Source organism: Neobacillus muris, from assembly GCF_943193175.1.
Classification (GTDB): Bacteria; Bacillota; Bacilli; order Bacillales; family Cytobacillaceae; genus Neobacillus; species Neobacillus muris.
Window position 1 is genome coordinate 210,716 of sequence record NZ_CALPDF010000003.1, and the last position, 21,266, is coordinate 231,981.

At 42.7% G+C, this 21,266-nt stretch carries 19 protein-coding genes and 1 other annotated feature (1 of these 20 cut by a window edge); of the genes, 5 read left to right on the forward strand and 14 right to left on the reverse strand.

Going from position 1 to position 21,266, the window contains the following annotated elements; all coding sequences use genetic code 11:
- Positions 1-122: a binding site (T-box leader), on the reverse strand; it reaches 96 nt to the left of the window's first position.
- A gap of 143 nt (positions 123-265) precedes the next feature.
- A complete protein-coding gene (locus NFS43_RS03805; protein WP_251549621.1) occupies positions 266-3,043 on the forward strand; it encodes a transglycosylase domain-containing protein in 2,778 nt (925 codons plus the stop codon).
- Positions 3,044-3,087: 44 nt separating this feature from the next.
- Here the strand turns inward: NFS43_RS03805 and acsA are convergent, their stop codons facing one another.
- Positions 3,088-4,806, reverse strand: a complete 1,719-nt coding sequence (acsA, locus tag NFS43_RS03810) for an acetate--CoA ligase (protein WP_251549623.1) — start codon at positions 4,804-4,806, stop codon at positions 3,088-3,090.
- A gap of 197 nt (positions 4,807-5,003) precedes the next feature.
- Here acsA and NFS43_RS03815 point away from each other — a divergent pair, with 197 nt between their 5' ends.
- The 3 genes from NFS43_RS03815 to NFS43_RS03825 all read left to right on the forward strand — a co-directional run bounded on the left by NFS43_RS03815 (position 5,004) and on the right by NFS43_RS03825 (position 7,600).
- Positions 5,004-5,636 carry a GNAT family N-acetyltransferase gene (locus NFS43_RS03815; RefSeq protein ID WP_251549625.1) on the forward strand — a complete coding sequence of 211 codons (633 nt, stop codon included), beginning with the start codon at positions 5,004-5,006 and terminating at the stop codon, positions 5,634-5,636.
- Between the two features lie 132 nt (positions 5,637-5,768).
- Positions 5,769-6,416, forward strand: a complete 648-nt coding sequence (locus tag NFS43_RS03820) for an acetoin utilization AcuB family protein (RefSeq protein ID WP_251549627.1) — start codon at positions 5,769-5,771, stop codon at positions 6,414-6,416.
- On the forward strand, positions 6,413-7,600 hold the full coding sequence (locus NFS43_RS03825) for an acetoin utilization protein AcuC (protein ID WP_251549629.1): 1,188 nt from the start codon (positions 6,413-6,415) through the stop codon (positions 7,598-7,600). Before NFS43_RS03820 ends, NFS43_RS03825 begins: the two co-directional genes overlap by 4 nt.
- Positions 7,601-7,674: 74 nt before the next feature.
- On the opposite strand, the gene ccpA is transcribed toward NFS43_RS03825, so the two are convergent.
- The 12 genes from ccpA to NFS43_RS03885 form a co-directional block, all read right to left on the reverse strand.
- Positions 7,675-8,676, reverse strand: coding sequence for a catabolite control protein A (gene ccpA / locus NFS43_RS03830; RefSeq protein ID WP_277613893.1), 1,002 nt, complete (start codon positions 8,674-8,676; stop codon positions 7,675-7,677).
- Positions 8,677-8,897: 221 nt separating this feature from the next.
- The gene (locus NFS43_RS03835; protein ID WP_251549631.1) at positions 8,898-9,974 is read right to left on the reverse strand and encodes a bifunctional 3-deoxy-7-phosphoheptulonate synthase/chorismate mutase; all 1,077 of its coding nucleotides are present in this window, start codon (positions 9,972-9,974) and stop codon (positions 8,898-8,900) included.
- 233 nt (positions 9,975-10,207) lie between these two features.
- Entirely contained in the window at positions 10,208-10,537 is a 330-nt protein-coding gene (ytxJ, locus tag NFS43_RS03840; RefSeq protein ID WP_251549633.1) for a bacillithiol system redox-active protein YtxJ, read from the reverse strand.
- Positions 10,538-10,618: 81 nt separating this feature from the next.
- Positions 10,619-11,077: a YtxH domain-containing protein gene (locus NFS43_RS03845; protein ID WP_251549635.1), complete on the reverse strand. Its 459-nt coding sequence runs from the start codon at positions 11,075-11,077 to the stop codon at positions 10,619-10,621.
- 68 nt (positions 11,078-11,145) lie between these two features.
- Positions 11,146-11,607 carry a DUF948 domain-containing protein gene (locus tag NFS43_RS03850; protein ID WP_251549637.1) on the reverse strand — a complete coding sequence of 154 codons (462 nt, stop codon included), beginning with the start codon at positions 11,605-11,607 and terminating at the stop codon, positions 11,146-11,148.
- 288 nt (positions 11,608-11,895) lie between these two features.
- On the reverse strand, positions 11,896-13,197 hold the full coding sequence (murC, locus tag NFS43_RS03855) for a UDP-N-acetylmuramate--L-alanine ligase (RefSeq protein WP_251549639.1): 1,302 nt from the start codon (positions 13,195-13,197) through the stop codon (positions 11,896-11,898).
- Between the two features lie 203 nt (positions 13,198-13,400).
- Positions 13,401-16,025, reverse strand: coding sequence for a DNA translocase FtsK (locus NFS43_RS03860; protein WP_420910286.1), 2,625 nt, complete (start codon positions 16,023-16,025; stop codon positions 13,401-13,403).
- A gap of 163 nt (positions 16,026-16,188) precedes the next feature.
- Positions 16,189-16,977 carry a DUF1444 domain-containing protein gene (locus NFS43_RS03865; protein ID WP_251549723.1) on the reverse strand — a complete coding sequence of 263 codons (789 nt, stop codon included), beginning with the start codon at positions 16,975-16,977 and terminating at the stop codon, positions 16,189-16,191.
- A gap of 7 nt (positions 16,978-16,984) precedes the next feature.
- Positions 16,985-17,299, reverse strand: a complete 315-nt coding sequence (locus NFS43_RS03870) for a thioredoxin family protein (protein ID WP_251549643.1) — start codon at positions 17,297-17,299, stop codon at positions 16,985-16,987.
- A 158-nt stretch (positions 17,300-17,457) separates the two neighbouring features.
- Positions 17,458-17,940 carry a hypothetical protein gene (locus NFS43_RS03875; RefSeq protein ID WP_251549645.1) on the reverse strand — a complete coding sequence of 161 codons (483 nt, stop codon included), beginning with the start codon at positions 17,938-17,940 and terminating at the stop codon, positions 17,458-17,460.
- 119 nt (positions 17,941-18,059) lie between these two features.
- The gene (locus NFS43_RS03880) at positions 18,060-18,581 is read right to left on the reverse strand and encodes a DUF84 family protein (protein ID WP_251549647.1); all 522 of its coding nucleotides are present in this window, start codon (positions 18,579-18,581) and stop codon (positions 18,060-18,062) included.
- A gap of 65 nt (positions 18,582-18,646) precedes the next feature.
- Positions 18,647-19,720, reverse strand: coding sequence for a M42 family metallopeptidase (locus NFS43_RS03885; protein ID WP_251549649.1), 1,074 nt, complete (start codon positions 19,718-19,720; stop codon positions 18,647-18,649).
- A 192-nt stretch (positions 19,721-19,912) separates the two neighbouring features.
- On the opposite strand from NFS43_RS03885, the gene NFS43_RS03890 reads away from it, so the two are divergent.
- Positions 19,913-20,245, forward strand: coding sequence for a PepSY domain-containing protein (locus tag NFS43_RS03890; RefSeq protein ID WP_251549651.1), 333 nt, complete (start codon positions 19,913-19,915; stop codon positions 20,243-20,245).
- Between the two features lie 105 nt (positions 20,246-20,350).
- On the opposite strand, the gene NFS43_RS03895 is transcribed toward NFS43_RS03890, so the two are convergent.
- Positions 20,351-21,202, reverse strand: a complete 852-nt coding sequence (locus NFS43_RS03895) for a YtnP family quorum-quenching lactonase (RefSeq protein WP_251549653.1) — start codon at positions 21,200-21,202, stop codon at positions 20,351-20,353.
- Positions 21,203-21,266: the final 64 nt, after the last annotated feature.

Sequence of the window (21,266 nt, forward strand, 5' to 3'; positions counted from 1 at the left end):
GGTTCACAGAGAAAGCTCCAGGATGTATTTCATTCCTCTATTTGTGTCAGCTTGCACCGGCCGCTGGCTCTCTAAATAACAGGGATAGAAGAACTACAGTTGGTTCCTTTCAACGCTTTTATAAAAAATTTATTTAAAGCATTTTTATCATATCTAGCCGCTGCTGTCAAATCTCAAATGGAAATTTCAGAAAAATGTTGAAAGTTGTCAGTTTTTACACATGCGGTATGTTATAATGTAGTGTGATTTTAAAAGAGGTGATGCTATGAATGAAAAGTTAAAACCATGGCTGGAAAAAGCAAAATCCTTGCTTCATTTAATTACCAATAAAAAAACCATCAAGGGAGTCCGAATTACCTCCCAAGTAGTTTGGAACCTATTTCTGCTCGTATTAGTTATTGCCATACTTGGAGGGTCTTTTGCTGCAGGTGTGGGCGCCGGTTATTTCGCCTCTCTTGTTAAAGATGAACCAGTCCGTTCCTATGATAGTATGAAAAAGGATATTTATAATTATTCGGAAACATCGGAATTATATTTTGCTAATGACGTTTATCTTGGGAAGCTTAGGACAGACCTGGAACGAGAGGAAGTCAAACTCGGCCAAGTTTCAGATTATCTGATTAATGCCGTTGTCGCAACAGAAGACGAATATTTTTATCAGCATAATGGAGTTGTCCCCAAAGCGGTTTTCAGGGCTTTATTTCAAGAGGTGACCAATTCCTCGATTCAATCAGGCGGCAGTACGCTGACACAGCAGCTCATCAAGAACCAAATCTTGACGAATGAAGTATCATTTCAGCGGAAGGCCAATGAAATCTTATTGGCGCTGCGCCTCGAGAAATTTTTCGATAAAAAAGAAATTCTTGAAGCCTACTTAAATGTTTCCACCTTTGGACGAAATTCATCCGGACGAAACATTGCCGGTGTCCAAGCAGCTGCCAAGGGAATATTCGGCAAAACAGCCAATGAATTAACACTGCCGCAGGCTGCCTTCATTGCTGGCCTGCCGCAAAGCCCGTTTGGATATACCCCGTTTACTGCCAAGGGGACCATTAAAAATAATTTGGAACCCGGCCTCACACGGATGAAGACTGTTTTAAAAAGGATGTATGATGGCGGTTATATTTCACAAAAGGAATATGCCGAAGCTTCTGCCTATGACATTACCAAGGACTTCATACCGCCTAGTACAAGCAATCCGCTCGAAGATTATCCTTGGCTGACCTTTGAAATTGAAAGCCGGGCAAAGGAAGCTCTCACAACTGTATTAGCCAAAAAAGATGGCTATACCGAAGATGATTTAAAAAAGGATGAAAATCTGGCTTATAAGTATAAAACACTGGCAAGCCATGATTTAAAGCAAAATGGCTACAAGATTTATACAACCATTGATAAAGACATTTATGATGCCATGCAAGTGGCAAAAGATAATTATAAGTATTACGGTCCTGATAAGCCACAAGAAAAGAAAGATCCTGAAACCGGCGAGATGGTTACCGTAACAGAGCAAGTTCAGGTAGGAGCGATGCTGATTGAGAATAAAACCGGAAAAATCATCAGCTTTGTCGGCGGACGGGAATATGACAGTGAACATCAGCTGAATCACGCGACCAGTGCCATACGGCAAAATGGTTCCACGATGAAACCGCTGCTTGTCTATGGACCGGCCATTGAACTTGGCAAAGCCTCGCCAGGAATGCCGCTGCCAGATGTAGCGTTAAAACTGGACCCATCGAAAGATACACCATGGCCGCATAACTACGATTTAAAATACAGCGGCATTGTGTCAGCAAGATACGCTTTAGCAAAGTCCTATAATGTGCCGGCAGTTAAATTATATACCGAAATACTTGATCAAAATCCCGCAAAATATCTTGAAAAAATGGGCTTTAGTTCCTTGACAAAAGGGGACCATGAGCACGCTGCCGCTTCGATCGGTTCGCTGGACAATGGAGTGACCATTGAAGAGAACACCAACGCGTTCAGCACCTTTGCCAATGGCGGAAAATTTATTGATGCTTATTTAATCGACAAAATCGTTGATAAAGATGGGAAAGTCGTTTACCAGCATGAAGTAAAGCCAGTAGATGTTTTCAAGCCGCAGACAGCTTGGTTAACACTCGATATGATGCGTGATGTCATCAATTCGGGTACGGCTGCCGGAGTCAAAAGCCAGCTTAAGTTTAGTTCGGATTGGGCCGGTAAAACTGGAACAGGTTTCGAATATTGGGATTCCTGGCTCGTTGCCACAAATCCGAATGTTACATTTGGAATTTGGACCGGCTATGATACACCGAAGTCGTTACAGACCAGCGGCATGTCTTACAGTCAGCGGACCAATACCCTTTGGGCACAGTTAATCAATGCAGCCTACGAGAAACGGCCGGATCTGATTGCCCCAAAAGAAGAATTCACCATGCCGGAGGGAATTGTTCAGCGCAGTTTCTGTGCAGTATCCGGATTACTTCCGTCGGAAGCATGCTCCAAAGCAGGATTGGTCGAAACAGATTACTTTAATGCAAAGGATGTCCCAACAAAAGTGGACGACAGTTTGATTGAAGGAAAATATGTGACGATCAACGGCAAAAAGTATTTAGCCTTGGATGCTACCCCAAGCGAATTTTCGCAATCAGGAGTCATTCTTAATCCTGACTTTGTCAACAGGATGACTGGAGGGAACTTTAAGGATATTAAACAGCTGATCCCTAATCGTGAGCGCTGGGGAAATGTTCTTGTCGCTGATGCCAAAATGTCGGATAACGGAAAGAGACCTGACAGTGTCAATCTTACCGTATCAGGGAATGCCATTTCCTGGTCAGCACCAGCTGATAATGATGTGATCGGCTATCGGGTTTACCAAGGCGGTTTTTCCGCATCCAAAGTAGCCAGCATAAAGAGTGATGGCAATTTAATGTATTCAGCAAGTCCAGGATTTTATTATGTGACAGCTGTCGACATTGCCGGAAATGAATCAGCGCCATCCAACTTTGTTGAAGTCGGTGCCGCTTTAGGAGGACAGCCGGAAGAAGCTGCGCCTCAGTAATGAAAAAAACCCCGCATCGTGTGGAAACGGTGCGGGGTTTTTCATTAGTCTTCCATGGTGGATAAGTCGCCTGTCGGCAGGTCCAGCTCCCATGCTTTTAATACACGTCTCATAATCTTGCCGCTTCTTGTTTTAGGCAATTTATCGCGGAAATCAATTTCCCTTGGAGCTGCATGGGCTGCAAGGCCATTTTTAACAAATTGCCTAATTTCCTCTTTAAGCTCATTGGAAGGCTGATAACCATCTCTCAAAGCGATGAACGCTTTAATGATTTCTCCGCGGACTGGGTCAGGCTTGCCGATAACCCCAGCCTCTGCAACTGCAGGATGCTCCACCAGCTTGCTTTCTACCTCGAATGGACCAACTCGCTCGCCCGATGTCATGATGACATCATCGACCCTGCCCTGGAACCAGAAGTAGCCGTCCTCATCCATGTAGGCAGAATCGCCTGATACGTACCAGCCAGCCGGCATAAAATAGGACTCGTATTTCTGCGGATTATTCCAGATGGCATGCATCATCGACGGCCATCCTTTTTTAATCGCCAGGTTCCCCATTCGATATGGAGGGAGCTCGTTTCCTTGGTCATCGACAATCGCTGCCTTTACGCCTGGAATCGGCTTGCCCATGGAACCGGGCTTAATCGGCATACAAGGATAGTTACAAATTAACTGTGCCCCAGTTTCCGTCATCCACCAGCCATCATGGATTCTGCGATTAAACACCTTTGCTCCCCATTTAACGACTTCAGGATTCAAAGGCTCTCCAACACTTGCAATATGGCGAAGGCTGGTTAAATTATATTTCTTAACCAATTCATCCCCCGCACCCATCAGCATCCGAAAGGCTGTTGGAGCGCTATACCAAACCGTTATGCCAAAATCCTCGATTGTCTTATACCAGTCATCAGGGCTGAATCGTCCGCCGACAATGACATTGGAGGTCCCTGTTAACCAAGGCCCGAAGATACCATAGGAAGTTCCTGTCACCCAGCCAGGATCAGCTGTACACCAATAGACATCCTCCTCTTTTAAGTCCAACACCCATTTTGCTGTCTGATAATGCTGAATCATCGCATTATGTACGTGCAAAACACCCTTCGGTTTCCCCGTTGAGCCGGATGTGTAATGAAGAATCAATCCATCCCTTCTGTCAACCCATTCAATATCAAGATTATTACTGGCAGTCCCGAACTTCTTTAAAAAGTCAATGCACAACCCGTCTTCCTGAACATTTTTGCCGACTACAAATATATGCTTTAACGCCGGCAAATCTTGAACTGGCACCCGTTCAAGCAATTCTGGTGTAGTGACCAGTACTTTTGCTTCGCTGTCCTGAAGCCGGTCTCTGACAGCCCCTTCCATGAACGCTTCAAATAACGGTCCCACAATTGCTCCGAGCTTTATTGCGCCCAATAAGGCAAAATATAGTTCAGGAGAACGAGGCATGAAAATAAACACGCGGTCGCCCTTTTCAACACCGCCATACTGTTTTAATACGTTACCGGCTTTGTTTGTAAGATCTTTCATTTCTTTAAATGTATACTTCTCATTCCTTGATGCATCCTTGTAATAAAGGGCCACCTTATTCTTCCGATAAGTGTTCACATGGCGGTCAATCGCCTCATATGCCATATTGACAAGACCCGTTTTACTCCACGAAAATTCTTTTTCCGTTTCACGCCAATCAAAGCTATTATACGTTTCTTCGTAGTTTTGTAAATTGTGGTCCCCTTCCACAACTGGTAACGCTTCCAATTTCATATGCAAATATCCCCCTTTGTCGCTTTTGTGATTATTATATTACAAAAAACAACTATTCACAATTTTAAAAAAATAATTTTTTCAACTTATAAATCTTTTCTGCCATAAATAATCCAGAAAATTTTGTGAAAACACTTTCAATAGAAAAAAATTATGTATAATAGAACTATCTATTCACTATTCCAGGTGGTGACCAAATGGAACATAAAAAAACCTATTATTCAAAAGAACTAGAAACGCCCGATGGGACATTATTCATTGAGGGTCCCATTACATCAGAAACACTGGCAAGCTATGAATTTCATAACGAACTTACTGCATTCCGCCCTGCAGAGCAGCAGCATAAGGCGTTGATTGGGATAGCAGATTTAGTGGAAGGACGGATTATTGTTGCCAGGCATCAGAATACAGTTGTCGGCTATGTCACCTACCTCTACCCAGATCCGCTTGAACGATGGTCTGAAGGAAAAATTGAAAATTTAATAGAATTGGGAGCGATAGAGGTCATCCCAAAGTTTAGAGGCTGTTCTGTCGGAAAGAATTTGTTAATGGTCTCGATGATGGATGACGCCATGGAAGACTATATCATCATCACCACGGAATATTATTGGCACTGGGATTTAAAAGGGACGAACTTGAACGTTTGGGAGTATCGGAAGGTCATGGAAAAAATGATGAGTGCCGGCGGCCTTCAATGGTATGCCACCGACGACCCGGAAATTTGTTCTCACCCCGCCAACTGCTTAATGGCCCGAATTGGGAAGCGCGTTGACACTGAATCCATCCAACGGTTCGACCGTCTCCGATTTATGAACCGATTTATGTATTAAAGAACACGTATGAAGCCCCCAGTAAGCGCCGACGACCAGGACTGCTTCGATGATTAACCTACAATGCCTATCGACCGTTTGCTTCGGGCACGAAAGTTTATGTGCTATTCGATTAGAACGGAGGGATTTCATATGATTGTAGAAGAAATAATGAAAACCAATGTGGTAACCTTACATCCCATGGACTCGATTGCTGACGCTATTCAGGTAATGGAGTCCCATAATATTCGCCATATACCCATTGTCGATGACAAAGAAAAATTAGCCGGCCTTGTCACCATTTCAAAATTAAAAGAGATAATCCCATCTACTTTCCGGACGAATGAAAACCCGGAGGATTTAAAAAAGCCGCTGGAACTGATCATGGAGAAAAATGTTATAACTGGGCATCCGCTTGATTTCGTGGAAGAAGTGGCAGCCGTATTCTATGAACATAAAATTAGCTGTATCCCCATTATTAAAGACAAAAAATTAGTTGGCATCTTAACTGAAACGGATTTGCTCAGGACCATGGTTGAGTTGACTGGTGCTCATCAGCCTGGTTCACAGATTGAGCTAAAAGTCCCTAATATTACGGGAGTCCTCTGTGATGTGGCAGGAATTATCCGCAGCCGCAACGCGAATATTTTAAGTGTCCTAGTTTACCCGGATAAACAGGATGAGCATATGAAAATCCTGGTCATCAGAGTGCAGATGATGAATCCGACGGGATTGATTGAAGATTTAAAAAAGGCCGGCCATCAGGTGCTATGGCCAAATCTTCCGGGGATTACTTTATGAGCGATCAATGTGCGTTTATCTACTCAGAGGAGCAGCTGAATTATAAGTTCTCAGGCCATCATCCCTTTAATCAATTCCGGCTAAAACTGACAGTAGACTTATTGGAACGTCTGCATGCACTCAATCCAAACCATATCATCCCGCCACGCATGGCTACAGAGGAAGAGCTAACTCTTATTCATGATCCAAGTTACATAGAAGCTGTTAAAAAAGCGGGGTTGGGCGAGCTGTCCAATGAGATTGCAGAGAATTACGGCTTGGGAACAGAAGACACCCCGGTATTTGCCCATATGCATGAAGCCAGTTCCCTGCTGGTGGGCGGTACGCTGACAGCAGTGGATGAAGTGATGTCTGGACGAGTTCTGCATGCAGTTAATCTTGGCGGCGGGCTCCATCACGGCTTTCGTGGAAAGGCATCAGGATTTTGCGTGTATAATGACAGTGCTGTTGCTATTAAATACATTCAAAAAAGGTATAATGCCCGGGTTTTATATGTAGATACAGATGCCCACCACGGTGATGGAGTCCAATGGGCCTTCTACGATGATCCGAATGTTTGCACATTATCGATTCATGAAACCGGGCGATACTTGTTCCCGGGCACAGGAAACGTCAATGAGCGGGGCCAGGGTGCCGGTTATGGCTATTCCTTTAATATCCCGGTGGATGCTTTTACAGAGGATGAGTCATGGCTCGATGCCTATACACATGCATTAAGGGAAGTGGCTGATTTCTACAAGCCAGATATTATTTTGACCCAGAACGGAGCAGACTCGCATTATTATGATCCTTTAACGCATTTGTCGGCAACGACAAAGATTTATCGGGAGATTCCAAAACTCGCCCATGAAATTGCCCACCGATATTGCGGAGGCAGATGGATTGCCGTTGGCGGTGGAGGATATGATATCTGGAGAGTTGTCCCAAGAGCTTGGGCTATGATTTGGCTTGAAATGACTGAAAATCCGAATTGTTTCGGCAATCTCCCTGCTGACTGGGTTTCTTACTGGCAGCCGCATGCACCAGTTAAACTTCCACAGGAGTGGGATGACCCGGCAGATATCTATCCGCCGATTCCTAGAAAGGCGGAAATTACAGAAAAGAATCTGATTACGCTCGAAAAGGCATTGTACCCGATTCGCAGCAGGCAAAAGAGTGAATCAAACAAGACAGAAAGCTTCTAAGCCTGCGTTACCCTAGTTTTATTTTACTAAAAAAGGCCGCCCATCTAAATGGCGGCCTCACTCAAATGAATTATTTATTTTGTCGATTGGCGATATTCAATCCGATGCGGCAAGACGACGATGTTTTCAGAGACTTTTTCTTTATTCATCAGCTTCGTTAATAATCGCATTGAGACAGCGCCAATATCATATAGAGGCTGGACGACCGTTGTCAGCTGCGGGCGCACCATAAGCGACAGTCTAGTGTTATCGGAAGTAATGACTTCAAAATCAGCCGGAATACTATATCCTCGGTCTTGTGCCCCATGAACGACACCAAGTGCCATCTCATCAGCACCGACAAAAATCGCTGTTGGCTTTATCTCACCATCTAACAACTTTTCAACAGCTTCAATACCTGAATCGTAAGTATAATCTCCCTCTACCACAAGCTCTTCATTAAAAGGTATCCCAGCCTCCTGCAGCGCCCGCTTATAACCATCCAATTTTTTATTGGAAATATCCGGCTCATAAATCGGACCCATCACAATTGCAATATGTTTATGGCCTTTTTCGATAAACTCTTTTACGGAATCATATGCCGCCTGTTCATAATCAATATTGACGGAAGGGATTTTTTCAGATTCCTCCATGGAACCAGCAAGCACAATCGGCACCGGTGACTTCTCGAATTCCTCGACATGTTCAGGTGTAATTTGCCCGCTCATAAAAACGATTCCATCCACCTGCTTGCCAAGCATGGTATTGAGCAAGTGCAATTCTTTTTCTTTATTTTGGTCGGAATTGCTTAGGATGATATTGTACTTATACATTGTTGCAATATCTTCAATCCCACGAGCCAGTTCAGCAAAAAGAATATTTGAGATATCAGGGATGATCACCCCAACGGTTGTCGTCTTCTTGCTCGCAAGTCCTCTCGCTACTGCATTTGGGCGATAGCCAAGTCTCTCAATTACTTCCAGCACTTTTTTCCGGGTAACCGGTTTTACATTCGGGTTCCCGTTTACTACACGCGAAACTGTTGCCATCGATACATTCGCTTCCCGGGCAACATCATAAATCGTTATATTATTCACTGTAACACTCTCCTAAAACGTTCCTTGTTTTCTTTATTTTACAGCAGTTAATAAAAATATACTCATTTTATTTCCGCTTTTTCTTATGTGATAAAGTAAACAATCTAAATTATGTATTTAATGATACGATAATAAGTTAAAAGCCGCAATCGTTTCAGCCTATTTTTTTGCCAAAAGAAAAACCTTCTGCAAAAAATGCAGAAGATTTAATGTTGTGACTATTAAACCCTGATAAAATTTGATGCAAGGAGTTCATTGTAGAACTCGTCAAATTGCCCTAAATCCATTTGCTGCTGAGCATCAGATAAGGCAACCGCAGGATCCGGGTGAACTTCAGCCATAACTCCGTCTGCGCCGATCGCAATGGCTGCTTTTGCTGTTGGAAGCAGCAAATCTCTCCGGCCGGTAGAGTGAGTGACATCTACCATGACAGGCAGGTGGGTCTCCATTTTTAAAATTGGCACGGCGGAAATATCCAGCGTATTTCTTGTAGCCTTTTCGTACGTACGAATTCCCCGCTCACAAAGAATAATTTGGCCATTTCCTTGTGACATAATATATTCAGCAGCGTTGATAAACTCTTCAATAGTTGCAGAAAGGCCGCGCTTCAATAATACGGGTTTATTGACAGCACCGGCAGCTTTGAGCAATTCAAAGTTTTGCATATTGCGTGCGCCAATTTGGATCACATCAATATAGTCACATGCCATTTCAATATCCGCTGGGTTCACGATTTCGCTGATAACTGCCATATCATATTCCACGGCAACACGTTTTAAAATTTTTAAACCTTCGACTCCTAAACCTTGGAAATCATATGGGGACGTTCTTGGTTTAAAAGCGCCGCCTCGCAATAGCTTTAAGCCCTTCTCCTTCATTGCTTTGGCAACAGTAGCTACTTGCTCATAAGATTCTACCGAACATGGGCCGAAAACAAAGTGCGGTTTGCCATCGCCAATATTCTCGCCTTTTAACGAAACAATAGTATCTTCCGGTTTCTTTTTTCTTGAAACCAAGAGCGCTTTTTTATGGTCATCCTTTTGTAAGTCAAGGCCGGCCTTGAAAATTTCCTTAAACAAATGATCGATGACGGCATTATCGAATGGCCCATCATTATGCTCCTTGATTTTATCAAGCATCATTCTTTCACGGACCGGATCGAAACGGTATACCCCCTGGCTTTCTTTTACCCGTCCAATCTCTTGGACGAGCTGAGCTCTTTCATTAATGAGCCTCAACAATTCCAAGTTTACTTCATCGACACGAGCCCGTAATTGGTCCAAATTATCATTGCTCATCCTAGTCCCGTCCTTTCTTTGTAAATCAGTAAAGTTATCCTTTGAAGGAACACTTCCTGTTATACAATCTTAGAATTTTTTAAAATTTATAATAATTAGGCTTAATTATAGCTGAAAAAGATTCCTTTGTCACCACTTTTTTCTTTAATAATTAAACGCTTTTAAGCGTTAAAGCGTTTAATTATATATATTATACTATTTTATTCAAAATAACCAGAATTTGTTCAACTCCATTACTTTTCGGTTACTGCGGCCTGCAAAGTTTTATTCGTAATTTTCCAATGGGAGGCATTCCATAAAGCCTCTCCGTTTGAAAATAGGATGGCTTGCGGGGATTCATGCTTAATCGAAAACTTTTCCGCCACTTCATTTGATAATGGCCGGGCCTCTTGTACCGCTAAATAGTAAGTAGAGAGATGTTGGTTTTCCTCGGAAAATTTTTCATATTCCTTGTAAGCTGCCTGGCTGATAGGACAAGTCAAGCTATGTTTTAAAAGAAAAAAAGAAGGTTTATTGTTTATAATTTGATCAAATTCTTCAACGGTTTCGATTTTTTTCAGCATTTTTTTTTGCCTCCTAAAAAAAAATAAACGGTGAAGTAATTTTAACACTTCACCGAAAGGTATACAAACAAACAGTCTTTCTTATATTTTTACTCTGCTTTCCTCTTCTTCAAAGGCTTTCTGAGCTTCCTCTAGTTTTTTCTTAATTGCTACACTGTCCATATTATTTGGGGCTGTGATTTTCTTCTCGTTCTGGACTTCTCTTGTACCTTTAATAGGTATATAATTAATTTCGTTTTCCTGCTCTGTTTCTTCCTGTTTGCTTGTTACTTTATTTATAAATTCCGCTGATTGCTGGACAATTGGCAAGGAGGTTGTTTTAGATTTTACAGTTTCTCTTAGCGGAGCGGTTTTATCCATCACCAGCCCAGCTTGGCCCACGATGGCATCCCGCCATTCTTTTCCTGTTTTAGTTGTTAATAACAGGGCCGTGGCAGCCCCGACTACACCCCCAATTAGTGCACCTAAAAGAAACGTCCCCGAAGAATCTTCTGTACGATTTTGATTATTATCACGTGTTTCATACTCTCGTTTTGACATAATCTAACCACCTCAATAAAAAATATATTCTCATCTATGATTGCAAACAAAGCTATCTGTTCCTTGTGCTAATGTGACCTTGCTCTTTGCAGCTCCTTTACATCCGATTCTTTTTTGGCTTGCCGTTTTTCCTGCCACTTATCCTTCAGTTCAAGGAATACATTGCTCCATTGAACGATTTGAGAGATTTTATCCTTATTCTCTTCGATTTGCCTGTCGACCGTATGTGTTATATTTTGCAAGGATCCATTAAATTTGCTGACTGTGGTGCCGACATCTTTCACAGCCTCGACAACCGTATTGAGCCGTTCTGATTTTTGCTGGAGATCTTCAGCAAGGGCGTTTGTTTTTTGCAATAGCAAGGTGGTCTCACTTGTAACTCCCTCCAACTGTGTTTCTAAGCCTTTTAATGTGTCTGAAACACTATCAAGTGTACCCCGCAGTGATTTTAATGTGGATGCCAAATAGATCACCAGCACAAAAAATGCTATGGCCGCTATGGCAGCGCTTAAGTATAAAATAATTTCCATCCTAATACCTCCGCCTTTATCCTATCATTATGTATTACCTATCTGCTAACGATATAAACCTTCACTCTAATCTTATACTACATCGTTTTATTTGTCTTGTCTTCCTGCTATTTGATTCTGTTTTGCTTCATCTGGATCAAAGAGCTTTTAAGCTGCATGCAACAAAGGGGCTGTCCAAAAGGCAAGGGGCCAGACACCACACCACAATTTATAGACGTATTAAAAAAAACGTTCTATAGATTGGTCTAGGTGTGGAATCAGCCCCCTTAATGGACAGCCCCATGTCTTTTATTGTACTAATTGTTTCTCATAAGCTTCTTGGAACTTTTGAATGTCTCCAGCACCCATAAAAAGAATCACGCTGTTCTCATATTGTTTTAACGTGTCAGTGGATTCTTCCGACAAAATTTCCGCCCCAGCAATTTTATCCTGCAAATCTTTGATGGTGAGCTTTCCTTGCTTTTCGCGTGCCGACCCAAAAATCTCACATAGATAGGTTTTATCTGCAAGTCTTAAACTTTCAGCAAAATCCTCAAGAAATGCTTGCGTTCGCGAAAAAGTGTGCGGCTGAAAGACCGCCACAATATTCCGGTCCGGATATTTTTGTCTGGCCGCTTCAATGGTCGCTTTAATTTCCGTCGGGTGATGGGCATAATCATCAACCAATATTTGCGTGCCTGCAGTTTTTTCGGTAAATCTTCTTTTTACTCCTTGGAAGGTGGTTAACCGCTCTTTAACGATTTCTTTATTGATGTCTTCATAGTGGCACAAACCGATAACCGCCAAGGCATTTAACACATTATGGTCTCCAAACGCAGGAATGGAAAATGTATCATATAAGTTATTGCGGATAAATACATCGAAGGTTGTGCCTTCTGTCGTTTTTACAATATTGGCCGCCTGATAATCATTTTCTTCACCGAATCCATAAAATAATACAGGGACCTTTGCCTGAATTCTTTGAAGCTTTTCATCATCGCCATATGCAAAAATCCCTTTTTTCACTTGCAGGGCCAATTCTTGAAACGCAGAAAAAACATCATCAATATTGGCAAAATAATCAGGGTGATCAAAATCAATATTCGTCATGACCGCATAGTCCGGAAAATAAGAAAGGAAATGCCGCCTGTATTCACATGCCTCAAAGACGAAATACTCGGCATCCTCTTCTCCTTTTCCTGTGCCGTCCCCGATTAAATAAGAAGTAGGCTTGGCACCTGAAATGACGTGGGACATCAGCCCTGTAGTCGATGTTTTCCCATGTGCCCCAGTGATGGCAACACTCGTGAATTTTTGCATAAAATCACCCAAAAAGCGATGATACCGTACAATAGGAAGTCCGAGTCTCATGGCTTCTTGAATTTCTTCATGCGTGTCAGGAAAAGCATTTCCTGCAATAATCGTCATACCTGGCTGTATATTTTCCTTTTGAAACGGAAGGATTGTAATCCCCGATTTTTCAAGGGCCAGCTGTGTGAAAAAGCGCTTTTCGACATCGGATCCTTGCACCTGAAATTTCATATCGTGAAGAACTTGTGCGAGTGCACTCATTCCAGACCCCTTTATACCTACAAAATGGTAAATAGTCATAGAAGAACCTCCAACCAACGTCTATCTGTAAAACAGTATATGACATCTGTCTGTAATTGCTAACATGAAAACGAGTCATGTCCGATAGCTGATTTTTATTACTTTAAAAATACAATTCAATATTATAGCACTGTTTACTTATAAAAACTATTTTGTTAATTAGAAAAGCGTAATCGCCTTGTGGTTTGGTCTCCTAAAGAAAACTACGAATGAAGCATCGAATCTTGGATCGATTCCAACTCCGCCTCAGTGATCAGCACCTCGCGCGGCTTGCTCCCGTTTGCTCCGGAAATATATCCGTTATCCTCCAGCATATCCATTAATCTTGCTGCCCGATTATAACCAATTTTAAACCGCCGCTGCAAACTGGAGGTAGATGCTCCCCCTTGGTCAATGATAAACTCACAGGCATCATAGAACAGTTCATCTTCATCCGAAGTGGCTTGTGTTTTTTTCAACAATTCCTCCTGTTCAAATAAGTAATCGGGTTCCCTTTGACCTCTGGCATGATCCGTTATCCGGTCAATTTCCTCATCTGATACGAAGGTTCCCTGGAGCCGGACTGGTTTCGAGGAGCCATTCTCTAAGAACAGCATATCTCCCCGGCCAAGCAGCTTTTCAGCGCCGCTTATATCAATAATCGTCCGGGAGTCCACCTGTGATGAAACAGAGAAAGCAATCCTTGTCGGAATATTAGCCTTAATTAAACCCGTTATAACATCAACAGACGGCCTTTGTGTGGCGACAATCAAGTGAATGCCGCAAGCTCTGGCTTTTTGGGCAATGCGGCAGATGGCTTCTTCCACATCTGCCGGCGACATCATCATTAAGTCCGCCAGCTCGTCAATGACAATAACGATATAAGGCAATTTATCCGCATATTGCTTGTGCTCGACAGCCAGTTCATTAAATCGATTAATATCCCGGACCCCTGTATGGGCAAAAAGCTCATAGCGCCTTTCCATCTCATCAACTGCCCATTTTAATGCAGCAGTGGCCGCCTTGACGTCGGTAATGACCGGGCTGACCAGGTGAGGTATTCTATTATACGGGGCCAATTCCACCATTTTAGGATCAATTAGCAGCAGTTTCAATTCATCGGGAGTGGCTTTATATAACAGGCTGACTAAAATAGAGTTAATGCAAACACTTTTTCCCGACCCGGTTGCACCCGCGATTAAACCATGCGGCATTTTTTTCAGATCCGTTACAATTGGGCTGCCTGCAATATCGAGCCCAAGGACAGCTGTTAATGGTGACGGTGAGTTTCTGAATGCACTGCTTTCAATAATTTCACTGATGAATACAGGCCTAGCCTTTTTATTAGGCACTTCAATCCCAATTGTATGCTTGCCCGGAATCGGTGCCTCCATACGAATATCCCTTGCTGCAAGGCTTAATTTAATATCATCACTTAAATTCGTGATCTTGTTTACTTTCACTCCCGGTTCGGGCTGAACCTCGAAACGGGTAACGGAAGGCCCCTGCGTTACATTTACAACGCTGGCACCCACATTAAAATTCTGCAACGTTTGATTTAAAATATCCTGTTGATACGCCAGCCACTCTGTATCACCCGGTTTCATGATAGGCGGTGTAAGCAAGGAGGGCTCAGGAAATTGAAATAATCCCGGATTGGATTTTTGCTCCAAATGCCGGATCATATCCGGTTGAGATTTAGATACCGGTACGCCCGCCGAATGATTACTAGCAGCAGCCGGTTCCTTTTTTACATCCTGAAGTTGTTTATCCTTTCTAACGGCCCATGATTCCCTATCCTGCTTTAGCATTAAAACATTAAATGGCAGATGGGACCGGCGCGGCTTTTTCTCCGCTTCATCAGGCTGCTCCTGATGCTGGCCGGAGTGTTCAGGGGCATCTTCCTTTTCTTCAGGAACTTCAGGCGTTTCCACAAAGTATGTATGGTTTTCGGCCGGAACAGTTTCAGCTGCAGCATGGGCTGTATCTGTTTCAACAGACTGAATAGGACTTTCCATAATCGTTTTTATTATCGCCCTCGCATCTATATGTTCTTCATTTCTGTCAGCTTTCAAATCATTTTCCATCGATGCGATGCTATTGGCAGGCTCCATGTCATTCTCTATAGCAACGATGTTATTTGCAATGGTCTTTTCCTTGGCCATACCGCTATCGCCAGAGTCCAGTGCAGCTGCCAAGATCACACTGTCATGATTGGCAGTAACTGCTGCACTATCTGCTTCGGCATGTCTTTTTGAAGGGCTATTGCTTACAACTGGCTCCCTTTCATCTGCCTTTCTAAGCCTTTCAGGTTTTAATAATGATTCCTCGATACGGCTGGTATCCTTTTTTAAAAAATCCCCCAGCTCATGCTCAATAACGGGAGCCTGTTTTTTCGGGCGATTGAACCCAAACACAGGGGAAGGGATTTCCGTCGGATGGAACGGGCCGCGGCGTTTGGAAACGGGCTCCTTTTCAATTGTTTTTTCCTTCTGCGGAGTTGGCTCCTTATGAGAAACAGGTTCTTTTTTGGAACTAGTCTCCATTGGGAAAATAGGCTCCTGAACGATTTCTATAGCTGCCAGATCAAGGCTTTTCCTTCTTGAAAGTCTTTCCTGTCTTGCACTTGGTATTCTTGGTTCACTTGTTTGATCGATTGGACTTGAGCGAAGGGACGTTTTTGGATATTGGTAGGATATTCTCGCGTCCATATCCTTTACGCTGCTGCTGTTATTATGAATCAGCAGGCCTTCCGGTTTATCATTATGTAAAAATGGTTCGTCAAATTCGATTTCATCTTCTTTTTTTAATTTTTGAATCAAGTCTTGGATCCAGCTCAAAACTATCACTCTTTCTTCCTCATCTATCTTTCTATTTTAGCAGTATTTCTTATTTTTTCGACAGGATTCTTTAGAAACAGCCGATTTTATTTATGAAATGACAATTGTTTGGAAAAAGCCCATGAAAAAAGACCACTTTTTTAGAAGTGATCTGTCAGGTTTAAAACAGAAATCATTTATTCTTCCCTAAGATAAAAATCGGTTCTAATTCTCCGTTTTCATATAAGAAGGATAAGGCTGTAATCGGAGTCCGGCCGCTCGTAAAGAAACTCATTGCCATTTGGGCCAATACATCGTATCCTCTGTCATTCCGGATATCACCGATAATTAACACATCCTGATGGGGAACTGCCACAACCATGGTCCCTTCAATCTTTTTTTCCATGTCGTTCAGGAATCCCTTATTTAGGATTCTGGAGGCATCATATCCATCATTGGTATTTAAGAAATAAAAAATATTCCCGGCGACTTGGTCTTCTTTTAAAGGTGTTGGCAATGACCTGGCATTAAACAAGGCAATTTCCTTTATTCGTCCCGGTTCCCAGGCTTCCTGCTCCATAATGCGCGAATCAATCAGCCGATAGGTATTCCCCATGTCATATGCATAGTATACCTTAGTCTCTGCGGTATGGTCATCAGTTAGAAACGGGACACCCTCCGCTGCTTCAGCAGGAAAAGAGGTTGAGCGGATGACCGGAAAAATGTTTTTTTCATGATCGGTTAATTGGACCTGGCTTTCCATTGCCCGAAGCCCTTCCTCGACATAATAAACAACCTCATCAATAGCCTTCTCTTTTTCTGTATTCCATTTCGCGGCGATTCCCGGCAAAGAAACCGAAATTCCTTTTCCGGTTCGTTCACTTTCAATCCGGAGCTGGTCTTTTTCTCGATCGTAGGTTATCCGCCTGCTCTCCCCCTGCAAACGGGATTCTAACTCACGCCGCATTTTTTGGCTGTCCATTTTCACTTTAGCTCAATCCCTTGATAAAGGATTCTACTTCTTCTTGGGTTTTGCGGTCCTTGCTGACAAAACGGCCTAGTTCCTTCCCATGATCGAATGCTACAAAGCTTGGAATGCCAAACACATCAAGCTGCTGGCATAAATCAATAAATTGGTCGCGGTCTATATGGACAAAGGTATACTCAGGGAAGTTTGCTTCGATTTCTGGCATGACTGGTTCAATAAAACGGCAATCCGGGCACCATCCTGCGGAAAACATAAAAATCGCCTTACCTTGGCTTTGTATTTGTTCAAATTGTTCCATTGACTCTAAATTTTTCATCAGAAAGTCAACCTCCATTTTTCTTTTTTTTCATCATAACAATCTTACAGCTATACAGTCCAACTAAATGCAATCAGCTGTTTTTGTATTATAGTTTTATTATATACATAAAAAAGTTGGAAATAAAAAAAGGAGGATCCCTCCTCCGCTTTCCCTAGCTAGTATTGAACAGACCGTACAATCTGCATCATGGTTTCAGCCTCTTCGGCCATACTGCTTGTTTTCACTTGCGTAGTCATTTTAGCCCCGCCGACACCGACAGTGACTTCATTTAAATTCTTTTCAGCCTGTTTAATGGCCAAGAATCCAAACCTCTCGTCTCCTGTAAATTTTTCCTTCGCATCCCAGTTTTTGTATTGGTCGATTGTAGCCTGATAAACCACTTCACTGGAGGAATCCTCCTTAGGATTCACAAATAGGATATACGTTTTTGAACCATTTTTTAGAATAATATTATTGGGAGTTTTATCTTTTATTTCATAACCGAATGGTACATAAAACTCAATATTTCCGCTTTTTTTATTCGGCTTTTTGGCCTTTTCTTCAAAGGCACCTTTTACAGACTTTTCAGCTGTTTTACTTTCTGATTTGAAAGATGCATGACTGCAAGCGCTTAAAATAAAAATAAATAGGATAAACATGGAGATAGATTTAAAGAATTTCAGACACTTTCGCCTCCTAAAATAAATGCTACCTCCATCATACCTGCCAAATTATTCAAATGACAAGAGTTTTGTCGAAAATCGCTGTCGAAAAAATATTATTTTTGTGAAACTTTCTGCTGATAGGCAAACTGGCCAACTAACAATGACATCACATGAGTAAACATGTCAGCACGATTGACCATGCCATTTGTAAAAATTCCTACGGCTCCTTCTTGCTTGCTCACATTCTGTTTTTTGGCGTAATCGTCCATTACAGGTCCAAGTTCCTCACCTGCACGCAGCCGTTCGGCGATTTCCTCCGGGAGCAGGAACCTTGCTCCACCGGCAACAATAGGATTGATGTCGTTCGTGACGATGGCCCCCCAATTGCATAAAAGCAGCCCAAGACTGGTCTCCTGAACTCCCCCTTCAAGTCCGACACCTATATCCCCGTTTCCTTCAGTTAATGCGGCTTTAGCCCGGTTGATCGCGCCCCTAATCGTTTCCTCATCAGAAAACGGCTGATCGCTTACACCAGATGACACGTCAAGCGAGACAAACTCTGCTTCAAAACTGGCGAAACCTCTGTTTACAGCCGCGATTTTTGTTGGGTTTTTCGATCCGATGACTATCTTCATTTGAACATCTCCTTAAATAATGGAAACGAGGCATGAGCGTGTGTCATCATGCCTCGTTTTAAGAATCAGCTGTTCGCTTTAATGGATTCTACAGTGGTTTTGTCACAGGCCTTCACAAGCTTTGTCACTAGTTCTTTTGCCGCCGCATAATCATCCACATGAATGATGGATGCGTGCGAATGTATATAACGGGAGCAGATTCCGATCACAGCACTAGGAACACCCTCATTTGACTGGTGGACGCGCCCCGCATCCGTGCCTCCTGGAGAGATAAAGTATTGGTACGGGATATTATGGGTCTCCGCTGTATCAAGAATAAATTCGCGCATCCCTCGATGTGTTACCATGGTCCGGTCAAATATGCGAAGAAGCGCCCCTTTGCCCAATTGGCCGAACTGATTTTTATCCCCCGTCATATCATTTGCCGGACTGGCATCAAGGGCAAAAAAGATATCGGGCTTAATCATGCTGGCAGCAGTTTGTGCGCCTCGCAATCCAACTTCTTCCTGAACGGTGGCACCAGAGTAAAGTATGTTTGGCAATGTCTCGTTTTGCAATTCCTGTAAGAGCTCGATGGCTAATCCGCATCCATAACGGTTATCCCATGCCTTGGCCATGATTTTTTTACTATTGGCCATCGGAGTGAACGGACAAATCGGCAATACAGCCTGGCCAGGTTTAATGCCGATTTTTTCAGCATCCTCCCTGTCATCTGCCCCGATATCGATAAGCATATCTTTGATCTCAGGAAGTTTGTTCTTCTTGGAATCGTCTAAGAGATGCGGCGGAATGGATCCGACTACCCCGATTACCGGGCCCATTTTCGTCAGGATTTGAACACGCTGGGCAAGGAGCACCTGGGCAGACCAGCCTCCAAGCGGTTGGAAACGAAGCATGCCATTGTCAGTGATGGCGGTAATCATAAAGCCAACCTCGTCCATATGGCCGGCTACCATGACGGTTGGGCCGTCACCGTTTCCTTTTTTCACACCAAAAATACTGCCTAGTTTATCTTGGACGATTTCGTCGGCATACTTGGATAATTGTTCCCTCATAAATTTTCGAACCAGATGTTCATTTCCTGGTGCTCCTGGAAGTTCCGTCAGGGTTTGGAAAAGCTTTAGCGTTTGTTCGTTCATTTTTCGTTCTCCTTACCATGCTTTTTAGCATCAATCTATATGTATATATTATTTATTTTAGCTAAACTTTATGGCTGTTACCAATTTTTCAATTAATAAATGTAATATTACCTATTTCCGGTTAAATACGATATACTGAGAGAGAAACTATCATGTATATTTTTCCAAAATAAATTTTGGAGGTCCTGCCAAATGAACTGGAAATCGTCGTTTATCCTGGGTGCCGTTATCGGTGTGATTGGGGGATATGCAGCTAAGGAATTCATTTCAAAGAAAACTAAGGTTTCACCCGAAAAAGTGCTGGAATATGTAAAAAAGCAATTTAAAGAATCCGGCCCCATCAGCGGTTCTTGGATACATATGGAAGCTGTGCCTTATGAAAAGCATCAATTTCACTATGAAGTATATAAAGGCGGAATTTCCAAAAATAATAATGGAACGAACGAGCAATACGAATTTATTGCGGACGCCTACACTGGAACTTTATTAGATTTACGGCGTTTGCCTGAAGAATTGGCGTCTTAAAAAACCAAGCCGAGCTGACACGGCTTGGTTTTTTTGTTCCTTCCGGCCGCCTCATCAAGCCGATGTGAGGACAAAAACCCAGAGGAATCCTAAATTTCTACGTTTTTATGCACCTGTTTCTTCCACTTTTATGGAATCCGTGATTTGACCGGGCTCCGTTCCCCATTTCACCGCTCGAAAATATGCATCATGATAAAAGGTAAACCAAGCCTGTTTACTCATAGCATAAGGCAGCCATTTTTCTTTTGCGGCAATCGAATTCATGGGGTAATCATCGTAAGCCATCACCCATAATACATTTTGATGGGCATGTGTTGGCATCAGGTCTGCCATATGAATGGCCATCTCGCCCTGGTCCTCGATGATGATAATGCTGTGACCATCACTGTGGCCGCCAGTGTGGATCATTTGGATTGGGCCAAATCTCCAGGTTTCTTCAAACGTGACAACCTGTGATTCAATCGCTTGCCAATTTTCTCTCCAATATGTACTTTTCGAACGAATATTGGGATTCCTCATTTCATCCCATTCAATCTTGGAGACAATAATTTGTGCATTGGGGAAAGAGGATTGATATCCGTTCCCTGCAGGATTAGTTAAACCGCAGGCATGGTCAAAATGCAGATGGGTCATTAGGACATAGTCAATGGAGTCGGGGGTTAACCTTAATTTCTCTAAAGAGGCGACAATCTCCGATTCTCTTGTCACTCCGAAATTTCGTTTTTGTTTTTCCGTCATTTTGCCGTTACCCAATCCGGATTCAATTAATAAATTTTTCCCGTCCGCCTGGACCAAAATTGGATCCGTCATCAATTTAATTTGATTCTTGTCATTAGACGGATATTTCTTCGACCATAAAGGTTTCGGAACCACCCCAAACATCGCTCCCCCATCTAAATGGGTAACCCCGCCGGATAGCCACGTCATGGATATCTTGCCGATTTTCAGTTTTTCCATATTTTCCAACCTCCTTAAGTAAAGTGTACCATTGACTGACTTTTTCGAAAACTAAAAAGGATTC

Coding starts and splice junctions, on each gene's coding strand:
- NFS43_RS03805 (WP_251549621.1), top strand. CDS start 266: ATGAATGAAAAGTTAAAACCATGGCTGGAAAAAGCAAAATCCTTGCTT.
- acsA (WP_251549623.1), bottom strand. CDS start 4,806: ATGAAATTGGAAGCGTTACCAGTTGTGGAAGGGGACCACAATTTACAA.
- NFS43_RS03815 (WP_251549625.1), top strand. CDS start 5,004: ATGGAACATAAAAAAACCTATTATTCAAAAGAACTAGAAACGCCCGAT.
- NFS43_RS03820 (WP_251549627.1), top strand. CDS start 5,769: ATGATTGTAGAAGAAATAATGAAAACCAATGTGGTAACCTTACATCCC.
- NFS43_RS03825 (WP_251549629.1), top strand. CDS start 6,413: ATGAGCGATCAATGTGCGTTTATCTACTCAGAGGAGCAGCTGAATTAT.
- NFS43_RS03835 (WP_251549631.1), bottom strand. CDS start 9,974: ATGAGCAATGATAATTTGGACCAATTACGGGCTCGTGTCGATGAAGTA.
- ytxJ (WP_251549633.1), bottom strand. CDS start 10,537: ATGCTGAAAAAAATCGAAACCGTTGAAGAATTTGATCAAATTATAAAC.
- NFS43_RS03845 (WP_251549635.1), bottom strand. CDS start 11,077: ATGTCAAAACGAGAGTATGAAACACGTGATAATAATCAAAATCGTACA.
- NFS43_RS03850 (WP_251549637.1), bottom strand. CDS start 11,607: ATGGAAATTATTTTATACTTAAGCGCTGCCATAGCGGCCATAGCATTT.
- murC (WP_251549639.1), bottom strand. CDS start 13,197: ATGACTATTTACCATTTTGTAGGTATAAAGGGGTCTGGAATGAGTGCA.
- NFS43_RS03865 (WP_251549723.1), bottom strand. CDS start 16,977: ATGGACAGCCAAAAAATGCGGCGTGAGTTAGAATCCCGTTTGCAGGGG.
- NFS43_RS03870 (WP_251549643.1), bottom strand. CDS start 17,299: ATGAAAAATTTAGAGTCAATGGAACAATTTGAACAAATACAAAGCCAA.
- NFS43_RS03875 (WP_251549645.1), bottom strand. CDS start 17,940: ATGTTTATCCTATTTATTTTTATTTTAAGCGCTTGCAGTCATGCATCT.
- NFS43_RS03880 (WP_251549647.1), bottom strand. CDS start 18,581: ATGAAGATAGTCATCGGATCGAAAAACCCAACAAAAATCGCGGCTGTA.
- NFS43_RS03885 (WP_251549649.1), bottom strand. CDS start 19,720: ATGAACGAACAAACGCTAAAGCTTTTCCAAACCCTGACGGAACTTCCA.
- NFS43_RS03890 (WP_251549651.1), top strand. CDS start 19,913: ATGAACTGGAAATCGTCGTTTATCCTGGGTGCCGTTATCGGTGTGATT.
- NFS43_RS03895 (WP_251549653.1), bottom strand. CDS start 21,202: ATGGAAAAACTGAAAATCGGCAAGATATCCATGACGTGGCTATCCGGC.